This window comes from Patiriisocius sp. (genome assembly GCF_051252435.1).
In the GTDB taxonomy this organism is placed as follows: Bacteria; Bacteroidota; Bacteroidia; order Flavobacteriales; family Flavobacteriaceae; genus Patiriisocius.
Window position 1 is genome coordinate 114003 of sequence record NZ_JBPOFW010000001.1, and the last position, 16344, is coordinate 130346.

The following is a 16344-nucleotide window of genomic DNA, read 5'->3' on the forward strand; positions in this document are numbered from 1 at the left end:
GACCGTAATTCTATTTAGTTATATAAATTATATGCCTTAATTTTTCCAGAGAGCGCTATGTCGTTCTTTCCGCTGAAATAATTAGATTTATTAAATAAGCTGGACGATATAGTTCCCTTATTTTTTGAAAATGTAGTGACCATTTTACCCGTGGTGGTTTTTTGATTTCCACTAGTCATTGCTGGGTATGACTTTCCAGCTATCATGTATAATTCTTGTACATAGATTTGATAGGTAGCAGCATCTATTTCCAATATCATCTTACTATATGGGAGCGCATCTATTTTTTTAAAAAGTAGCGTACAGATGTATCTGTTATCTTTTTTTTCTACTTGCGTATCTTCAAAATATGATAGCAAGGAAGAAATGGCAACAGGACTATTTTGTTGCTCAACTACCTGATTTGAAAAAAACACTGCCTTTTCATCATGATTTATTTTAAGAAAGGCATCTGAAAAATAAACCAACTCTGTGGGGCCCATTTTTGAATAGTACGCTTTTTTGTTCTTCTGAATCTCTCCATCCATTTGTTCCAATAATTCTGGATCATTCCCATCACTATAAAATGCATAATTGACGTCAAAAGCATAGCGGTCTAGATTGCCATAGTATGCTTCAATCTTTTCACTTAGGTCTTCAAAGCAAATCTGTTCTCCTTGTGCATTAACTGAAGAAAAACAAATAAAAATCACAAAGAATACTATCTTTTTAAAAAAGGAATTTTTCATATCTTAATTATCAACATCAATTTTTTGGTTTCCAGACCTTGTTTCTTGGATGGTATAGACTCCTTGTTCTGTTTCTTTTTTAACACGTATTAGGCCACCTTCCTTATCATATTCATAGAAAGTGGCATAATTGTTTTCATCAAGTTCTGCCATGAGGCGTTGTGTTGTAGGATCATATACAAATGATTTCATATTTCCGTTGAAAGGAAAAATACGTATGTCATCAAAATAGCTGGTACTTCCACTTTTAGAAACTAGTTTTATTTCTAATGTTGAAATATCCTCAGGTACAGTAAACTTTTGAGTGATAGCTTGCCAACCGTCTATGATGGCTCCAGATGGATAACATGGAACCTCCATTGTTTCTGAATCAACTAGGGTAGTTATAACTATATGCCCCTCAAAATTCAAAGCGTTTTGAGAGTTGACACCTATTTGATTATTACTGTCCTGCACCCAACCATTGAGTATATACTGCTGCCCAGGTACCAAAGAGAAAGAGTCTTGGGAGCAGTTGAGGCTTGTCTGGGCTTGGATTGTACTTGAAACAAATACAAAAAGAATAATTATAATTTTAATTTTCATAGGTTTCTATTTTTAACAATCTGTTTGTTCATGTTCATATTCGAAAACAGGACCACTAACTCCACTATCATAAACAGGACTCCCAGAATCATCGTTTCCAACGAAAACTTGGAAATTTATTCTAGTTGTGTTACCTGCTTGTCCTGGGTTATTGATGATTTTAAATTCAAATATTGTTGTTGTGGTAATTGAAATTCCAACCCCATCAACACCTATTGGGCCAACAGATGTATAATTTGAATTACATGGGTCTCCACCAACATTTATTATTCCTGGAACATCTTCATAGAACAAAACGAATAACTCTTCTTCGTTTTCAGGCATATTTACTGTAACAAAGAAGCACTTTCCACAAAATCCTAAGCCAGTTGTACCTATACCAGAACCATAATCTCCTATAGTAACATCAGTTTCACAATCACAATCAGGAGGATTAGGACATTCGTTTGCACAAGGGTCCCAGTCATCCACTTCCACTTCTACTGTTGCTTGGCTACAATTAAATTGAGATTGACTATCGCAAATCTCATACGTTATTAAGTAGGTTCCTGGAGGTGTGTTAATATCTATATTTACGGTGCCATTGGAATTTACGGTTAGTGGTCCACTTGAATTTGGAATATCAATAGTTACATTACCTACTGCACTACCCCCATTAAAAGTATCATTGTTCAAAATATTTGAAACAAACGTTCCACTTTCTCCTGCTTGTGCTGTTACCGTATAATAATCGTTATTTGCTATTACTATATTAGGGTCCGGTGGATCTGTACAGTCTGGGTCTATATAATTGGATGTATAGCAATCGTCCTCATAACTTCTTGTTATGGAGGTTTCTCCGGTTACCGCTAGGCTACTTCGCCCACTGTGTGCGGTCGTATTATCCGGAAGTGCTGTACTACTATAAAAACTAAAATGGGCATCCGGGTCTTGCTGGTTAGGATTTTCATATTCATAATCTTCAAAACCGTCAAACCCCATTTCCCTATACTGGCTATTAGAAGCAACTGCTACCGGCAATGTGCTGTTATAACCGTACTGCGCAGACGAATAACGGTTTAAGGCATCCTTATTTTCTAATTCTGCACCGTAAGGGCTGTATTGTGTTACTTCACTCGCTGAAGTCCAATTACTTGTGTCTATCTGCCAACCGCCACTATTGTTATGTTGGTAAAAAGGTTGAAACGCTTTAAAAAATCCTTCGTAACGGGGAGAGGCATCGCTATTAGTTAGGGAGGCTCTCCCTGTTAAATATGCATACGATTGTTGTGCTCTCCACTCGCCCCTCACATTATACAAATATGGATTGAAGCCATAACTTTGCGGAGGTATTGGGTTCGAGTTAGGGTTTGCGTAATCTATGTTATTAAACAAGTCGTTCAATGCGTGGGGAAAAGGGGGTAATCCTTCTTCCCATTGCATTCCCCAAGCTTCTCTATATTGAATAGCGCTTGCGTTTACAATACGCGGGTTTTCATTAGAACTCCCCTCAGCAAATTGATATGATTCTGTAATGCTACTACCATTAATAGGGTTCACCATTCCAGTAACAGAAGCCATTGAAGCATTCTGCTGGTTTCTAAATCCAGACCGTACAACTTTGAAATTAATCGTACTTGGATTACAATCATCATTAAGTAACTCCCCATCACTATTCATCAATACAACGTTAGTATTAGATACACTGGCTACCCAAGCTTTTCTTGAACCAAAAAATCTATTTCCAGTAATCAAAAGCTCATCACCAACAGTTAATAGTGAGGTTACGTTGCTGCCACTACCACTTAGTGTATATTCATGTAAATCGACCTGTTTTGATAAAGTGCCTTGAACACCTATGTTATTGGTAGCCAAACCCATCCCATCATAGTACCAATAACTAGGATAGTTAAAATTATAATAATAATCATCATATTCATTAATGGTTTCAGTGAGTAAAACCTGTCCAGTTACTGCATCCCAAGCTAAATTTTTTGTTGTCACTTTTGAACCTAAGTCAAAGGCTGTTTTTTCTGTCATGACAACAGATCTATTTATAACTTTTGTTGTGGAAGCTGTTCTTAATTTTGTCTCGTGATACGCCAAAGTAGGAATGGGCATCGGTATAATTACAGGTATTACAAATATTACAAATCCGGCTGTGTTAAAATCAAAACCTACTGTTCTCGAATCTGAGTAATTTTCTCTAAAATCATTATAGACATCATAGGTAAGGCCCATTTCGCTATCTGTTCTTACAACACTATTTTTATCGATAGTTGTAATTTGATTTGATAAGTTTCCTTCGTCATCGATATTATATTTATAATCTACCCCAGATATAAAAGCATCTTGGTCTTCAGGATATACTCGTGTTGATTTTGGCCTTCCATCCATGTCGTTGGTTTCTACAACAAATCCTTGTGAAAATGTAAGATGGTTTTTTACTGAAATATCAAGAATATTGGCAAGTGTTCCAGGAGGATCGAAATTCATGGAGATATCAGTATAATCGGTCTTTGTTGGAAAGTCTTTTGATGTGTAGAATTCGTTGACTACCTTTCCTGTTGCGTGTTTCTTTACAACCTCTCCATTTTCTTCTCGTTCTAGGTTTTTTACTTCCACTCTGCTGTAGGTGATTTTTGCCGCAGGGAAAAAAGATTCTCCTATCGGCTTTTCTACGTAGTTGGATTCTTTAGGAGCTACTAATTTATCTTTTGCTGTGTCTGCTGTATCATAAAAGGGTTCTACAAAAGGGTTTTCTTTACTCGAATTAGGTTCAAATGTAGCTACACCACTAGAGGTCATTTTTTCATCATCGAGCACATAACTATATTCTTGACCATAAAAGTTATTGTAAAGTGGGTTATCTGTATAGCTTGAACCTAGATGCATAGCACCCCATTGGTCAAACATCTGAATTTTCTTTACCCTACTTCCACCACCATATTTTCTTCCGTCTGGATTTTCTAGTCGTACCCAAGATTTATTGGCAATGATATTTCTCGCACATTGTCTTTCCTGTAGTTTGAGATTAGGACCTGTAAAAATGTCAAAAACTCCACTAATACTAGATACTAAATCATTTACTATTGACCCGAAATCATCATTGGTATTATCACCACTAATACTGTAGACCACCCTGTTTAAATTTGTCCTTCCAAAATACCAACCTGCCTTTGCGATAGGATTAACATCGCCTCCTCCGGGAATCCACCCACCTTCTGCTTCGAGCATGAGTAATGGTATGGAAACATAGGTTCCTGTAGAATTTGCCTCAACACTAAAATCATCTCCCGTAATGCCTCCATCTTTAGGGTCTATCTCAAAATATCCAGAAACATAATCATATTGTGTATTGGTATTTTTAACCATATTCAACAAAGCCCTAAAATAAATGGGCTTATGCGCATTTTCTTTTAGGTAGTCATTTAAGAAATTGCTGCCAGTATAGCTACTGCCATTAATAGAATCTAGATTTTCATTACTTATTTTAATATTAATATATTCCTTGTGGTCACCGCCATTATAAAGTGTAGTACTTTGCCCAAGGGGGTCAGGTGGTGTATCTGAGAAACCGGAAACCTCAAACATTTGCATTGCCTTTCTATCTTGAACAAATTGATAATCATCTGATTCTGTTTCAATCTCTAATCTCCCTCCAGAAGGTAAATCAATAGACGTAAGTGCCCAAGCGGCTGTATTAACATCTGCTATTTCCTTGTTCTGCTCAACAAATGGAAATTCAGAAGTGGTTAATGCACCATTGATATCGTTACAATTTACATCCCCTTTATTCTCTTTATAATTTCCCCAAATATCATAACCTTTAATATTATAAGACGGGTTATTATCTATGGTTCCGTTTTCATCAAAATCTTTTTCATAGTTAAATGTGTAGGGGTTATACCTACCCATTTTTGAATCTCTGTATGTAAAGTAAAGCGTTTTTAGAGTAAGTTTTCCTTCTCCTTCTATGGAAGTGTTTTGTATTCCCCTACATAATTCATTACTGTAATTAAAGTGAGCCGTTTTAATAGCGTATGAAGACAATATATTCTCATCCTCATCTTCAAGATTTTCTTCGCCTCCAATTTGGTCTACCAATTTATTAAATTCAGGTCTGGTAAATAAATATATGTTATCGATTTGCTTGGTATGGTGGCCTACTCCACCTTTGGCCTCAAGACCATCTTGTCTCGATGATAATTTGAAATAAGCTACGTGTGTTTTTGTTTCAATGGTCCTTAAGTACTTTAGTTCCTTTTTTCCTCTAATAATACTTCCCTTTTGATCATTGTCAACAGATTTTAATCCTTCATTAAAATTTGCAACTCCCGCATCACTGTTTTTACTGTAAGGTGTTCTCCAATTATATTCTGGTATATAATGGTCTTCATCCTCACCATATTTAAAGAGGGTATATGAACCCAAATCATCAATCGAAGGTCCGTCTTGACTTATATCTTCATAATCTGATGACAAAATTGAACTTAACAAGAAAGTATGCGCATATGCTGGGGTTATGATTCTGTTTAAATATCTATCACTACTATTACTTGATGCTACTTCACCGTTATTATCAACCAGGCCCGTTGAGCAATCTGATGTGTTAGTTGCACCAGTCACATCTACTGTAACCTCTTCTTTACTCCAGTTATATGCTGTCTCACCATATATATAAGTACTTCCATCAGTAGAAATAGATTTGATACCAGCTGTATGATGTGGCTTTATAATTTCTGGAGCACCTGCTCTGTTTGAAATAAATTTATCATCTTCAGACTCGGCATGCGTAACTTTAATGATTGCGGAGTTTCTAACATCTCTTTTACTCCTCTTTATTTTTGACGAAATAGAAGCTATTTCATTATAATTGGGAACACCGTTGTTATCATAATTTTTTAATTGATAGCTTTGTTCTAGCTTCCTATTGAAATTGCTACCACCCAATAGAAATCTCATGGGTGTGTTACCATGTACTTTGGTATTGAAAATCTCTTCTTCCGGATCTATATTTAATTCCCCTACTTTTTTAAAGTATGTTTTTTCATATAGAGCTGGGGTATTTTCGGTACTACTTTCTTCAAATCGACTTAACGCATAATTGTTATCTTCCCAGCCCCCAGAATAACTATAAGATGAAGATATTCTCGTGTCGGCCCCTACATGGACATTCCATCCAAGACCTAATTCTCCGCCCAAATTTCCCCCATCACCATTATCCGAAACTTTATTATCTATCATATAACCAACTTGACTTCTATGCGGTCTGAACATACCTGATATTCCTTGACCATTAATGGCATAAATATCATACGTTTGATTCACTATCGGCAGTACTGTTGTGTTTTTTGTAAAAGTCCTGTCCTTCTCTCTATTAAAATCAAGAATACTGTTTCCTTTGTTTGCATATTCATCAAAGTCGTAACCAAAAGACGGCACACTTTTGATTTTCTCATCATTCCTTATTTGTTGGTAAGAACCGTATCCATAAATATGACCATCAAGTTCGACACTTAAAACCTCTGCCCCAATTGCCGCATTAAACGAAAAGTTTCCATTAACAATACCAGCTCTTTTTTGAGGAGTATATAGATTATTAGTGTTGAAAGAAATCGCACCACCAGTACCTGCAGTACTGGAGCTGGATCTTGTTGCACCAGTAACATCTCTCTTGGTTATGGCAGTCGAAGTTGATGTTGACATAGAAAAACTTTCGAGTCCCTTTCTAGAGTTTGTAGTCAAACCAAAGCCAATCCCCATACTTCTATCTCCTTCTTTTACATCTTGCTTTCTATTATTAAAATTCACCCTTGGAGATGCTGTTGCCCCTTCTGCCGTAGACGAAGAGATATTCATTCCAACCTGCACATTATCGCTAATCCCAAATGAAACTCCAAAAGAGGGTTTAAATGTAATTCCCTCATAATTGTTGTATTGCACACCCATACCCATATTTAATCCAAGCCCTACTGGAAAACCTGCCAATGCAGCTCCAACGCCTACATTAGTCCCAACGGTAATATTTCTTTTCATATCATTTTCATAAATGATTTCATCACCTTTAAAATCATCAGGAATCCCTCTAACTTGGCGATTAATTTGCCCAACATTTAAGTTCCATCCTAAACCCACCCAAGAAGCTTCTTGGTCCATAGTTACACCAGAGTCATAGGATAAGTTTAATGGATAGCCCCCAACATCCATGATAGGGATATTATAGTTAAAATCTCCCGTGGCGAGATTCACCATATCTGATGTGCCAATAGGTGTAAATGAGTTGAACTCAGGCTGGGATGGCCCACTTGTCAACGCATAGATGCTGCTAGGTTGTATGGTTGTCAAAACCATTTGTATAGCCAAATAACTGGCGATAACTTTTGATACTTTACTGTTTTTGATGGTACGGATCATATTCAAAAAAGGATTACATTTTTAATGGTGTTTCTTCAAATTTAAATTTGAAGATTCCATTATTAAATAGTTGGTCTTGGTATATCAATTGGATTGTTTCATCTGGGTCGATACCGTTGAAATAGAGTAAAACCCTTTTAAAAGGACTTATCTTAAAATGGCGTTCAAAATGTACCCCAGCGCAGGGAATGGTATCGTTTGCGGAAGTAATGACCTTGAAATCTTTCTCTATCTTAAATGCCATATATTCCACAGCTTTATCATAATCGAGCGCAGTAAATTCTTCCGTCAAAAGATCATATTCGTTAAAATGCTCAAATTCAAATTCAATAATCCTCTCTTTCTCGCTTGCTTTCATTATAGAGTCAAATGACTTTCCTAACACATCCTTCTGCTTTAATAGATAATATGCGTTTGGTACCTCTGAAGCCCTATAGTATATATCATTTGAAAAATGAGTCCTAACCTTTGACTTCCATTGCTGTCCTTCTAGATTATATGTTTTGGCTGAGGATCGACCAGCATTCTCACTTCCCTTATTACAGGAAGCAAGTATGCAACTCATGAACAAACAAATACCATATATCAATATCTTATTCACCTTCATATTTTTTATTTGCAAATGCCAAAAATGCCTCTGTCACATCGAGTGAATTTTTTGCGTACATCAAATTTCCATTACCTGTGGTTCCCAAGATCATTTGATAATCATTTTGTTCCCCAAATTCTTTTGTATATTCATTGATACGAGACCATATTTGATAATTTGCTTGATTTGATATTTCTTCGCTCATCCTTTTTAAGTTCTCATTTGCAGATACAAACTCACGTTGAAGAGCCTCTTTTTTTGTGTCATTTATTTCCTGTTGAAGAAGATTGACAATACTATCCACCCTTTTTTTCTGAATGGTAATTGTGTTCATTCCTTGTTGAGACAATTCTTTTGAATAATTGAACTCTGAAAAAACTTTGGCGTTGTCAAAATGGACAATTTCTTGTTTATCTTTTTTCCATAAGAAATGAATAGAAATTATTATCGCTAAACATAGCAGGAGAATAATGTTGATGATTACGAGAAGGTTTCTTTTTAACATTTGGCATTATCGTTTAACAAATAATTGGCTCAAATCTAAATCACATTAATTTGAACGCCAACATTAATAACTGATTATTAGATACTTAAAGGTCTTTGTTCTCGAACAAAGACCTAATACTTGAATAACATACTTATTATAAGCCTATTACGATTTGGTTTGATTTTGATACTTTTAAGAGAGTAAACTCCCCCTTTACTACTAAATCAAAAACTTTTTAGATCATCCACATATAGTGTTCACTCATTATAAATTTTAATAGTGGTATTTGACGGATAGATTTGACTGAAACACATAATATTCTATGTGATTTTTAATATTTGGTTGAATAAAAGATTTAGAGTATCTATTTAATATTAATAATCAAGCCCTCGGAAAATGCAGTTTACATCCCTAAACGGAGTTTATCTTAGTATAAACCATTGTAATTCGTTACATAAAGCGAATAACCAAAAACCAATTACTAACCCTTTTAAAATCAATGGCGGGAACGTGAGCGCAGATTCTCTCTATATGGATCCAAACCTACTATTAATAGTTTCGCTGCTGCTGTTTGCTATACTTTTGATCTGTCTAACAATATTCCTAATTCGATATATTGTTAAAACAAAACCCGACACCGTAACAATCCAAGCGTTAAAAGCAAATAATGATTTGTTGATTTCAAGAATGATAACAGAAGTTTCAATCATAAACAATAATGATTTAATCCCAAAAGAAAAGAAAGAGACCAGAAAAAAAGAAATAAAAATTCCATCGAGAATTGTATCAAGACTAAAAAAACAATTAGATCAATTTGAAAAAAAAGAAGATTACTTAAATCCAGAAATAAAATTGACCAATCTGTCGGAGCGTTTTGATACAAATACAAAATACCTAGCCAGGATAATTTTAAATGAAAAGGGCAAGAATTTCAAAGCTTACATACGAGACCTGAAAATAGCATATGCCAAAGAAAAAATTGACAGTAATAGAAAATTCAGAAGGTATAAAATTGAAGTAATCGCTGTTGAATGTGGTTTCAAAACAGCCGAGTCATTTTCCAAAGCATTTAATAACATGTATGATATCTATCCCTCTAAATATATTAGAGATATTGAAAATGGAAAAGGTTAATACGCAGTTCTTGAAAAGGTCTTAAGCTCTTTACCTCTTTTTAAAATAATAGAATCATTATACACTTCTTTAAAAAATATATCTTCTATTCTCTTGCCTTTTCGCACTCTATTTAATTCTCCGTTAACTTTAACAATTATAAGGGGGTTTTCTTTTTTTTGGTTTTTGACAAATCCAAAAAATTCTATACTCGGCCAATTTTTTGATTTCTTTGGTTGAACAACTGCCTTCTTAGAACTGGGCTTCGATTTAATGGATGAAGCATTTAGAGGTCTATCTAAAAATGGATCTCTATTCGAATCAACAAATTCAAGTTCCTTTTTATTTGGATAATCAAAACCTGTCCCACTATATTTTTCAACGGCATGGAGATTGTCATTCCCTTTTGCATTCTTTCGAACGAGGCGGTATCCTATTGCAGACCAAATAAAGACCAACAGAAAAATCAAAATGAGATTTAATCTTTTCTTATTCATTAACGATCAACTTTCCACTGGCATTAAATCCACCAATATTTCCTACTTCATCTTCTGCTCTTACCCTCCAATAATATGTTCCAATTTCCTGGAATCCATAAGTAAAACTCGTTATTGTTGTAGATTCTGAAACAAGTATATCTGTAAAATCTGAATCACGAGCAATCTCGTAATAACTGTTTACAGGACTCATTACATTTCCCGAATCCTGCCCCAATTCCCAAGAAAATAAAATAAGATCGGTCAAAATAAATTCCTCTTCAAAAGTGGGTGTTACGAGTATGGGAGGCTGTGGTGCTATTGTGTCAATAAATAAAGTTCTTGAAAAAAACTGTGTTTCACTCGTCTCATTCAAAGCCTTTACAGACCAAGTATACTCGGTATCACCGTCCAGGGTTGTTGCGTCTAAAAACAATGAGGTGTCAACAATATCGTTTTCAACTAAAATAATTACGCTTCCTGATGTAGACACCCTACTCAGTTCAAATTGATATGTTATGGCAAATGGCACTGAGTTCCACACGAACAATATTTCCTGGTCATTTGTATACAAATTATCACTGGGACTATTTAAAACAACTGTTTGGTTTGTCAAATCTTCCGTTTCTGTGACTGAAAAATTGATCGGGAAATTAAATGGTGTCTCGTAACCATTATTCTGCGCTTTGATTCTCCATTCATATTCTCCAGTAGCCAAAACCCTTGTATATTGATTTGTTGTTATAACCGTATCTTCAACAAGTGTATTTGTATCGTATACCTGGAGCGTATAGTCTTTAGCCCCTTCCAAACTATTCCAAAGAAAATCGACGGTATTCCCTTCAACTATAGCTCCGTTTAAAGGGGTTATTGTATCAACTTCTAAACCTGAAATATCTTCTTCAAATATATCATCACACCCTTTAATGCAGAGGGCAGTAATCACTATCAGCATAATCTTAATCAATCTTTTCATAATTCTGAAATATTATTTTTGTGAACAATTCTTTTTCTCTTGTTTTTCGGTTCTTTTCAGTATAAAATTTAATATTTGCTATTCGTGCATACTCAAATTTTGTTTCAAAATCGTATACAGCTTTTGATAGAGCATTATAGTTTCCTTCTAATATTAGTGTGTTTGAATAAATCCTGAAATATTCATCTTCCGAAACATGTATTTTATCAATGTTAGCCACTCTAATCTTTGAATCCGAATCACTCAAAAAAGCTAAAATTTCATTTTGAACTAACTCTGGTTTTTCGACTTGCTTCCCAATACTTATATCTAACTCCTCTGTTTTTCTTGAAAATTCTCTTAGCTCCTGTGCCACTTCGTCAGTATTTCCTATCATCTGTTTTGCTGAAATATATTCAGCTATCGTATTGTAGGTAGGTTTAAATGACTTCATGAATGCCAATATCAACAGTATGAAGATTCCAATAACAACTGCATTAAATTTTTTCTTTTCTGATAAATTGCTAAACATCATTCTAAAAAAATTTTGAGCGTAAAATTGAATTCTCCTGAATTCGAATCAAATGTTTCAATTTCAATTTTATGAATCCACGATATGTCATTCAATATTTCGATCCACCGATTTAAACCATACTGCATTTTAGTGACCCCATCTACACGTATAAAATCTGTATTCACTGTTATTTTGTTCTTATTCTTTCCGTCCTCTTCTAAGGGCGAAATTTCGAATGTACTTATGTTGATTTCCTCTGGAGTTTTATGGAGCACATCTACAATATATTGACTCATGAAGAATTGATTATCCAACGCATTTGACTTGATAACTTTTTGTTTATAATCAATACCCTTTTTTACCTCGTCCCTTTTATTGACAAGAGCGTTATGATCTTTTAGTGATGCATCTATTGCAATACGTTTGTCACCATAGAAATTTGAAAGTAGATAACTTATAACCATCAAAGTAAAAACCGCCAAAACTCCTGCATAACCCAATACTTTTATGCTTTTTCTATAAACATAATCTTCTTCAAGACTATGGGCATATCGATCATAATTTTTGGTGGAGTGATCTTTTATAAGAAATGAAATAAAGCTCGCAAAACACAACAAAAAATGGCTGTCTACATTTTCGGTAAGAACCTGAACTTCTTTCGATTCAAATTCATCTTGATGGTATGACAACACATTCGATACAAAGTTATATTGGTAAAATTTTGTGTTCAATGTTGTGATGTCAGGGTCTATTTGTCTTAAATCGTCAAGTATAAATGCCCCAATATTAAAATCTATAACTTGAATTTTTTTTTCAGCGAGTATCTTCAAAAAAACATCAATATTGGATCTTCTCGTGACTGAGACCAACATTTGATTTTCTAATTTTCTTTCAGAAATATAGAATTCGTCCACATCCTTATTGAATAGGATCTTCGATAAGTATCCATCTTCCGCAGTTACATTCTTTTCGATTACAGTAGCGCCACTAAAATTTATTATACAAGGAATCGATTTGTCAATTTCAACAAGTAAGGAATCTAACGATACAAAAAAATTACTGCTTTCAATCTCTAAAGCGTTATTCTTGTTTTTAATAACAAGGACATGGCACTCCTCTCCTTCTGAGGAGATATGGATATTAACAGCATTAAACCGTTTGAGCAATCTTTTATGTAAAAATTTATAGACCATTAATAGACGATAGTTGGCTTGATAAAAACATGCAATTTGGATTTTGACTTTGCCTTTCGCTTACTACTGAAAAACCATTTTATTATTGGTATTCGCGACAAAAATGGAGTCCCTGTTCCAGAATTCTGTCTGTCAAGTTCGTCAAGGCCTCCCAGCAATATCATTTCGTTATTCCTTACCCTAACAAGGGATTCAAATTTTTGGGTAGCCTTGTCAGGCGGTGCATTTTCTCCGGCCCTACCTAAAAAGGCACTTTTTTCAACACTGATCTCTAACGTGACTTGCTCATCCTTTGAAACAAAAGGCTTTATAAATACCCCTAGATTTGCTTCGGTAGGTTTCCATTGTCCAGACTGTAATATATTATCGTTTACTCCTGTGTTTATAAGCCTATTGGTCTGTTCAAAATAATAATTAGTTTCTCCAATGGATATGCTGGCCTCGTGCCCATTGAGTGTAGCGATCTTTGGCGTTGATTGTATATTTACGATTGAATTGCTTTCCATTGCTGTTAAGTTTGCATAGAAATCCTTTGTCACTTTTCCAAGATTAAAAATCCCGAACCCATTAAAGCTCTCTATCAAATCGTTAATGGTGTTTGAATTTACCACAACATCTGTTGTTGGGAAAATAACACCTCCCGTTTTTACATCGGCACCCTGTTCGCCCAGTATTGCTTGTAATCCTGTCTGTATATCGTATGATTTTTGATATTGAACAATAAGCACCTCTATTTGAATCATGGGTACGACTTTATCAATTTCGCGTATATAAGCTTTCACTTCTGCCAATCTCCTTTTAGAACCTGAGACCATAATCCCATTTAACTCTAGGATTTGCTTCACATCCAGTCCTTCAATTAAATCTTTAGGTAATGTTTCCAGGACCAATTCAACAGTCCTGTTCTCAAGTTGGATAAGTTCCGTCACCCTTAGGCCCTCGGTATTCTGCTTGCCTAAAAAGTATAGGTCATCGACTTTGTTATATGCGAAATCTTTTCCCTTAAATGCATTTTCCAATAGTCCGTCAAAGTCGATTTCCTTTGCGAACAATGTTGTTATCTCGTCCTTTGGCTTATCGTAGAAGAAGTAGTTGATATTTAATTTTTCCGCAGCTTCCATAATGAGACTTGTAAGATCTGTTTCATAGGCCTGCACGTTTAAATATCCATTTTCATTTACCGAGATTTGAAGTTGCCCCTTACTTTTGGGAACCGAAACTTTACCATTATTTCTCTTAGTGTCATTTTTGAGGGCGGCAGTTTCTACCGTCATCTTCTCTAGAAAGTAAAAATCGTTTTCGTCCCTTGTTACGATAAGGTCGTTCGATTTCGCCAACATCTCAATGACCTGATCAAATGGTCTATTCAACATATAGCCGGAAACGTTCATTGTCTTTATATCTGGTGACAAAACAACATTCTTATTTGAAACCTCTGTAATTTTTTTTGCTACCAGTGGTAAAGAATCATTTTTTAATTTTAATGACAGAAAATCATTTTGTGGGTTATAATTGATGTCGATTGTTTTAACAACGGGAGGGGGGGGCTTGACTTCTTCAGGTTTTTTTCTAGAGAACGATATGATTCCATTAATGATTTCAACATCCAAGTCATATTTACGTATGAGGAACAAAAAAACATCTTTGACGTTCACATCAAAAAAATTGCTGGATACAACATCGTTTAGTGATGAATCCACGCTTACATTCAACTCATGTTCCTCTGCAATTGCAGAGATAAAATCATATAGTGTTAATCCAGAGATATCGATACGAATAGCTTCGTTGAGACCTTTTCTACTCTCAGCAATCTGTTCAAATCTAGAAGTTATTGTCTCTTCATTGCTCTGAGCCAGGATTTGGAACGAGATCAAAAATGTGATTAATACAAAAATTAATTTATTCATAGTTTATTGTTCTATCAAAATAGGATATACTTCCTCAAATGTAGTTTTGCCTTGTTGCACAAGCAATAAAGCCTGTGCGGCTAGCGTCTGAAAATCTTTCTCTCCAAACTTGTCCATTCTTCCCTGTTTGATCTGATCTACAATCGCTTCGGTAATTGGTATCATTTCATAAATAGCCGTTCTTCCAGAATACCCAGTATGAAAACAATTGTTACACCCGTTGGCCTGATAATGCGTCGATATATTTCCGAATTTCTGAAACCGAACCTCTACCTTATCTGACTTTATTTTACATTTCTTACATAATTTTCTAACGAGTCTTTGTGCAACAGAAATCTTGAGGGTTTCAGCAATCAAGAAAGACGGGACACCCATATCCAATAATCTAGATATTGTACCAATTGCAGAATTAGTATGTATCGTAGACAACACCAAGTGTCCTGTCAGACTTGCTCTAATTGCCATCTGTGCTGTTTTTTCATCTCTTATCTCACCAAGCATGATAATATCAGGGTCTTGACGAAGGAATGTCTTTAATGCACTTGTAAAGGTTAGCCCTATATCTTCTCTCAATTGTACCTGATTGATTCCCTTTAATGTGTATTCAATGGGGTCTTCAATTGTTAGTATGTTTGTTTTTATTTCATTGAGCAGTTTTAAGGTAGCATATAATGTTGTTGTCTTGCCCGAACCTGTGGGTCCGCTAATAAGTATTATCCCCCTTGAGGCATGGATTGCCTTTAGATAAATTTCTTCTTGATCAGCTTTCATTCCCAAAGCTTCAATGCTTAGGTTTGAAGTATCCTTTCCTAAAATTCGCATCACGATTTTCTCTCCGTGCAACGTGGGTAATATTGAAACCCTTATATCAAAATCCTCATAATTTATCCTACCATCCTGCGGAAGTCTTTTTTCTGAAATATTAAGGTTTGCCTCTATTTTTATTTTATTGACCAACTCGGGAAAATCTTCTTTATCAATGACATATCTTTCTATCAAATGTCCATCGATCCGGAAGCGTACCCTTGCCGTATCTTTAAAAATTTCAAAATGGATGTCACTGCTCCCTATGCTTTTTGCATCCCATATTAACTCTTTGAGAAAATCATTTTCAAGCAAAAACTCCTTCCCCTTTTCCGTATTGTTGCCACTTGCCCTGTAATACGTTGAGAAGGCTCTTTCAATAGAATTTTTGGATGTTCTTACAAAAGAGATTTTTTTATCTAAGACCAATGAAAGTTCTTCAAAAAAAGAGGGATGACTCAATTCTTCATCGATATACACCGTAAGTACATTTTCTTGAATACATTTTGGGACTATCCCATAATGGAAGGCTATATCTGCATTTACTAATTGTAGTGCGTCTTTATCTACCTCTATAAGTGTTTCAGTTTTCATCTT

The 16344-nt window shown here is 35.1% G+C and carries 12 protein-coding genes; 1 reads left to right on the forward strand and 11 read right to left on the reverse strand.

The genetic code is table 11. The features are described from left to right. Positions 1 to 14 precede the first annotated feature (14 nt). From ACSHW7_RS00495 to ACSHW7_RS00515, 5 genes are read right to left on the reverse strand one after another with little or no spacing between them, the layout of a single operon-like run. The gene (locus tag ACSHW7_RS00495; protein ID WP_435677354.1) at positions 15 to 728 is read right to left on the reverse strand and encodes a hypothetical protein; all 714 of its coding nucleotides are present in this window, start codon (positions 726 to 728) and stop codon (positions 15 to 17) included. A gap of 3 nt (positions 729 to 731) precedes the next feature. Beyond that, positions 732 to 1313: a hypothetical protein gene (locus tag ACSHW7_RS00500; protein ID WP_435677355.1), complete on the reverse strand. Its 582-nt coding sequence runs from the start codon at positions 1311 to 1313 to the stop codon at positions 732 to 734. A 12-nt stretch (positions 1314 to 1325) separates the two neighbouring features. Then, positions 1326 to 7709, reverse strand: a complete 6384-nt coding sequence (locus tag ACSHW7_RS00505) for a hypothetical protein (RefSeq protein ID WP_435677356.1) — start codon at positions 7707 to 7709, stop codon at positions 1326 to 1328. Between the two features lie 13 nt (positions 7710 to 7722). Then, complete coding sequence (locus ACSHW7_RS00510) at positions 7723 to 8316, reverse strand: hypothetical protein (protein ID WP_435677357.1); 594 nt, start codon at positions 8314 to 8316, stop codon at positions 7723 to 7725. After that, complete coding sequence (locus tag ACSHW7_RS00515; protein WP_435677358.1) at positions 8303 to 8803, reverse strand: OmpH family outer membrane protein; 501 nt, start codon at positions 8801 to 8803, stop codon at positions 8303 to 8305. The genes ACSHW7_RS00510 and ACSHW7_RS00515 overlap by 14 nt, the downstream gene beginning before the upstream one ends. 378 nt (positions 8804 to 9181) lie before the next feature. Here ACSHW7_RS00515 and ACSHW7_RS00520 point away from each other — a divergent pair, with 378 nt between their 5' ends. Then, positions 9182 to 9919: a helix-turn-helix domain-containing protein gene (locus ACSHW7_RS00520; protein ID WP_435677359.1), complete on the forward strand. Its 738-nt coding sequence runs from the start codon at positions 9182 to 9184 to the stop codon at positions 9917 to 9919. Here the strand turns inward: ACSHW7_RS00520 and ACSHW7_RS00525 are convergent. From ACSHW7_RS00525 to ACSHW7_RS00550, 6 genes are read right to left on the reverse strand one after another with little or no spacing between them, the layout of a single operon-like run. Beyond that, positions 9916 to 10395, reverse strand: coding sequence for a hypothetical protein (locus tag ACSHW7_RS00525; protein ID WP_435677360.1), 480 nt, complete (start codon positions 10393 to 10395; stop codon positions 9916 to 9918). The two genes, ACSHW7_RS00520 and ACSHW7_RS00525, sit on opposite strands and share 4 nt — an antisense overlap. After that, positions 10388 to 11350 (reverse strand): hypothetical protein, encoded by a 963-nt coding sequence (locus tag ACSHW7_RS00530; protein WP_435677361.1) that lies wholly within the window; start codon positions 11348 to 11350, stop codon positions 10388 to 10390. Before ACSHW7_RS00530 ends, ACSHW7_RS00525 begins: the two co-directional genes overlap by 8 nt. Then, a complete protein-coding gene (locus tag ACSHW7_RS00535) occupies positions 11334 to 11864 on the reverse strand; it encodes a hypothetical protein (RefSeq protein WP_435677362.1) in 531 nt (176 codons plus the stop codon). The genes ACSHW7_RS00530 and ACSHW7_RS00535 overlap by 17 nt, the downstream gene beginning before the upstream one ends. Further along, entirely contained in the window at positions 11861 to 13036 is a 1176-nt protein-coding gene (locus tag ACSHW7_RS00540) for a hypothetical protein (RefSeq protein ID WP_435677363.1), read from the reverse strand. The genes ACSHW7_RS00535 and ACSHW7_RS00540 overlap by 4 nt, the downstream gene beginning before the upstream one ends. Then, entirely contained in the window at positions 13036 to 14910 is a 1875-nt protein-coding gene (locus tag ACSHW7_RS00545; RefSeq protein ID WP_435677364.1) for a type II secretion system protein GspD, read from the reverse strand. The genes ACSHW7_RS00540 and ACSHW7_RS00545 overlap by 1 nt, the downstream gene beginning before the upstream one ends. Positions 14911 to 14946: 36 nt before the next feature. Further along, on the reverse strand, positions 14947 to 16341 hold the full coding sequence (locus ACSHW7_RS00550; RefSeq protein ID WP_435677365.1) for a GspE/PulE family protein: 1395 nt from the start codon (positions 16339 to 16341) through the stop codon (positions 14947 to 14949). Positions 16342 to 16344 lie beyond the last annotated feature (3 nt).

Excerpts from the sequence above, each read along its gene's own strand:
- ACSHW7_RS00495 (WP_435677354.1), bottom strand. The coding sequence starts at position 728 with ATGAAAAATTCCTTTTTTAAAAAGATAGTATTCTTTGTGATTTTTATT.
- ACSHW7_RS00500 (WP_435677355.1), bottom strand. The coding sequence starts at position 1,313 with ATGAAAATTAAAATTATAATTATTCTTTTTGTATTTGTTTCAAGTACA.
- ACSHW7_RS00505 (WP_435677356.1), bottom strand. The coding sequence starts at position 7,709 with ATGATCCGTACCATCAAAAACAGTAAAGTATCAAAAGTTATCGCCAGT.
- ACSHW7_RS00510 (WP_435677357.1), bottom strand. The coding sequence starts at position 8,316 with ATGAAGGTGAATAAGATATTGATATATGGTATTTGTTTGTTCATGAGT.
- ACSHW7_RS00515 (WP_435677358.1), bottom strand. The coding sequence starts at position 8,803 with ATGTTAAAAAGAAACCTTCTCGTAATCATCAACATTATTCTCCTGCTA.
- ACSHW7_RS00520 (WP_435677359.1), top strand. The coding sequence starts at position 9,182 with ATGCAGTTTACATCCCTAAACGGAGTTTATCTTAGTATAAACCATTGT.
- ACSHW7_RS00525 (WP_435677360.1), bottom strand. The coding sequence starts at position 10,395 with ATGAATAAGAAAAGATTAAATCTCATTTTGATTTTTCTGTTGGTCTTT.
- ACSHW7_RS00530 (WP_435677361.1), bottom strand. The coding sequence starts at position 11,350 with ATGAAAAGATTGATTAAGATTATGCTGATAGTGATTACTGCCCTCTGC.
- ACSHW7_RS00535 (WP_435677362.1), bottom strand. The coding sequence starts at position 11,864 with ATGATGTTTAGCAATTTATCAGAAAAGAAAAAATTTAATGCAGTTGTT.
- ACSHW7_RS00540 (WP_435677363.1), bottom strand. The coding sequence starts at position 13,036 with ATGGTCTATAAATTTTTACATAAAAGATTGCTCAAACGGTTTAATGCT.
- ACSHW7_RS00550 (WP_435677365.1), bottom strand. The coding sequence starts at position 16,341 with ATGAAAACTGAAACACTTATAGAGGTAGATAAAGACGCACTACAATTA.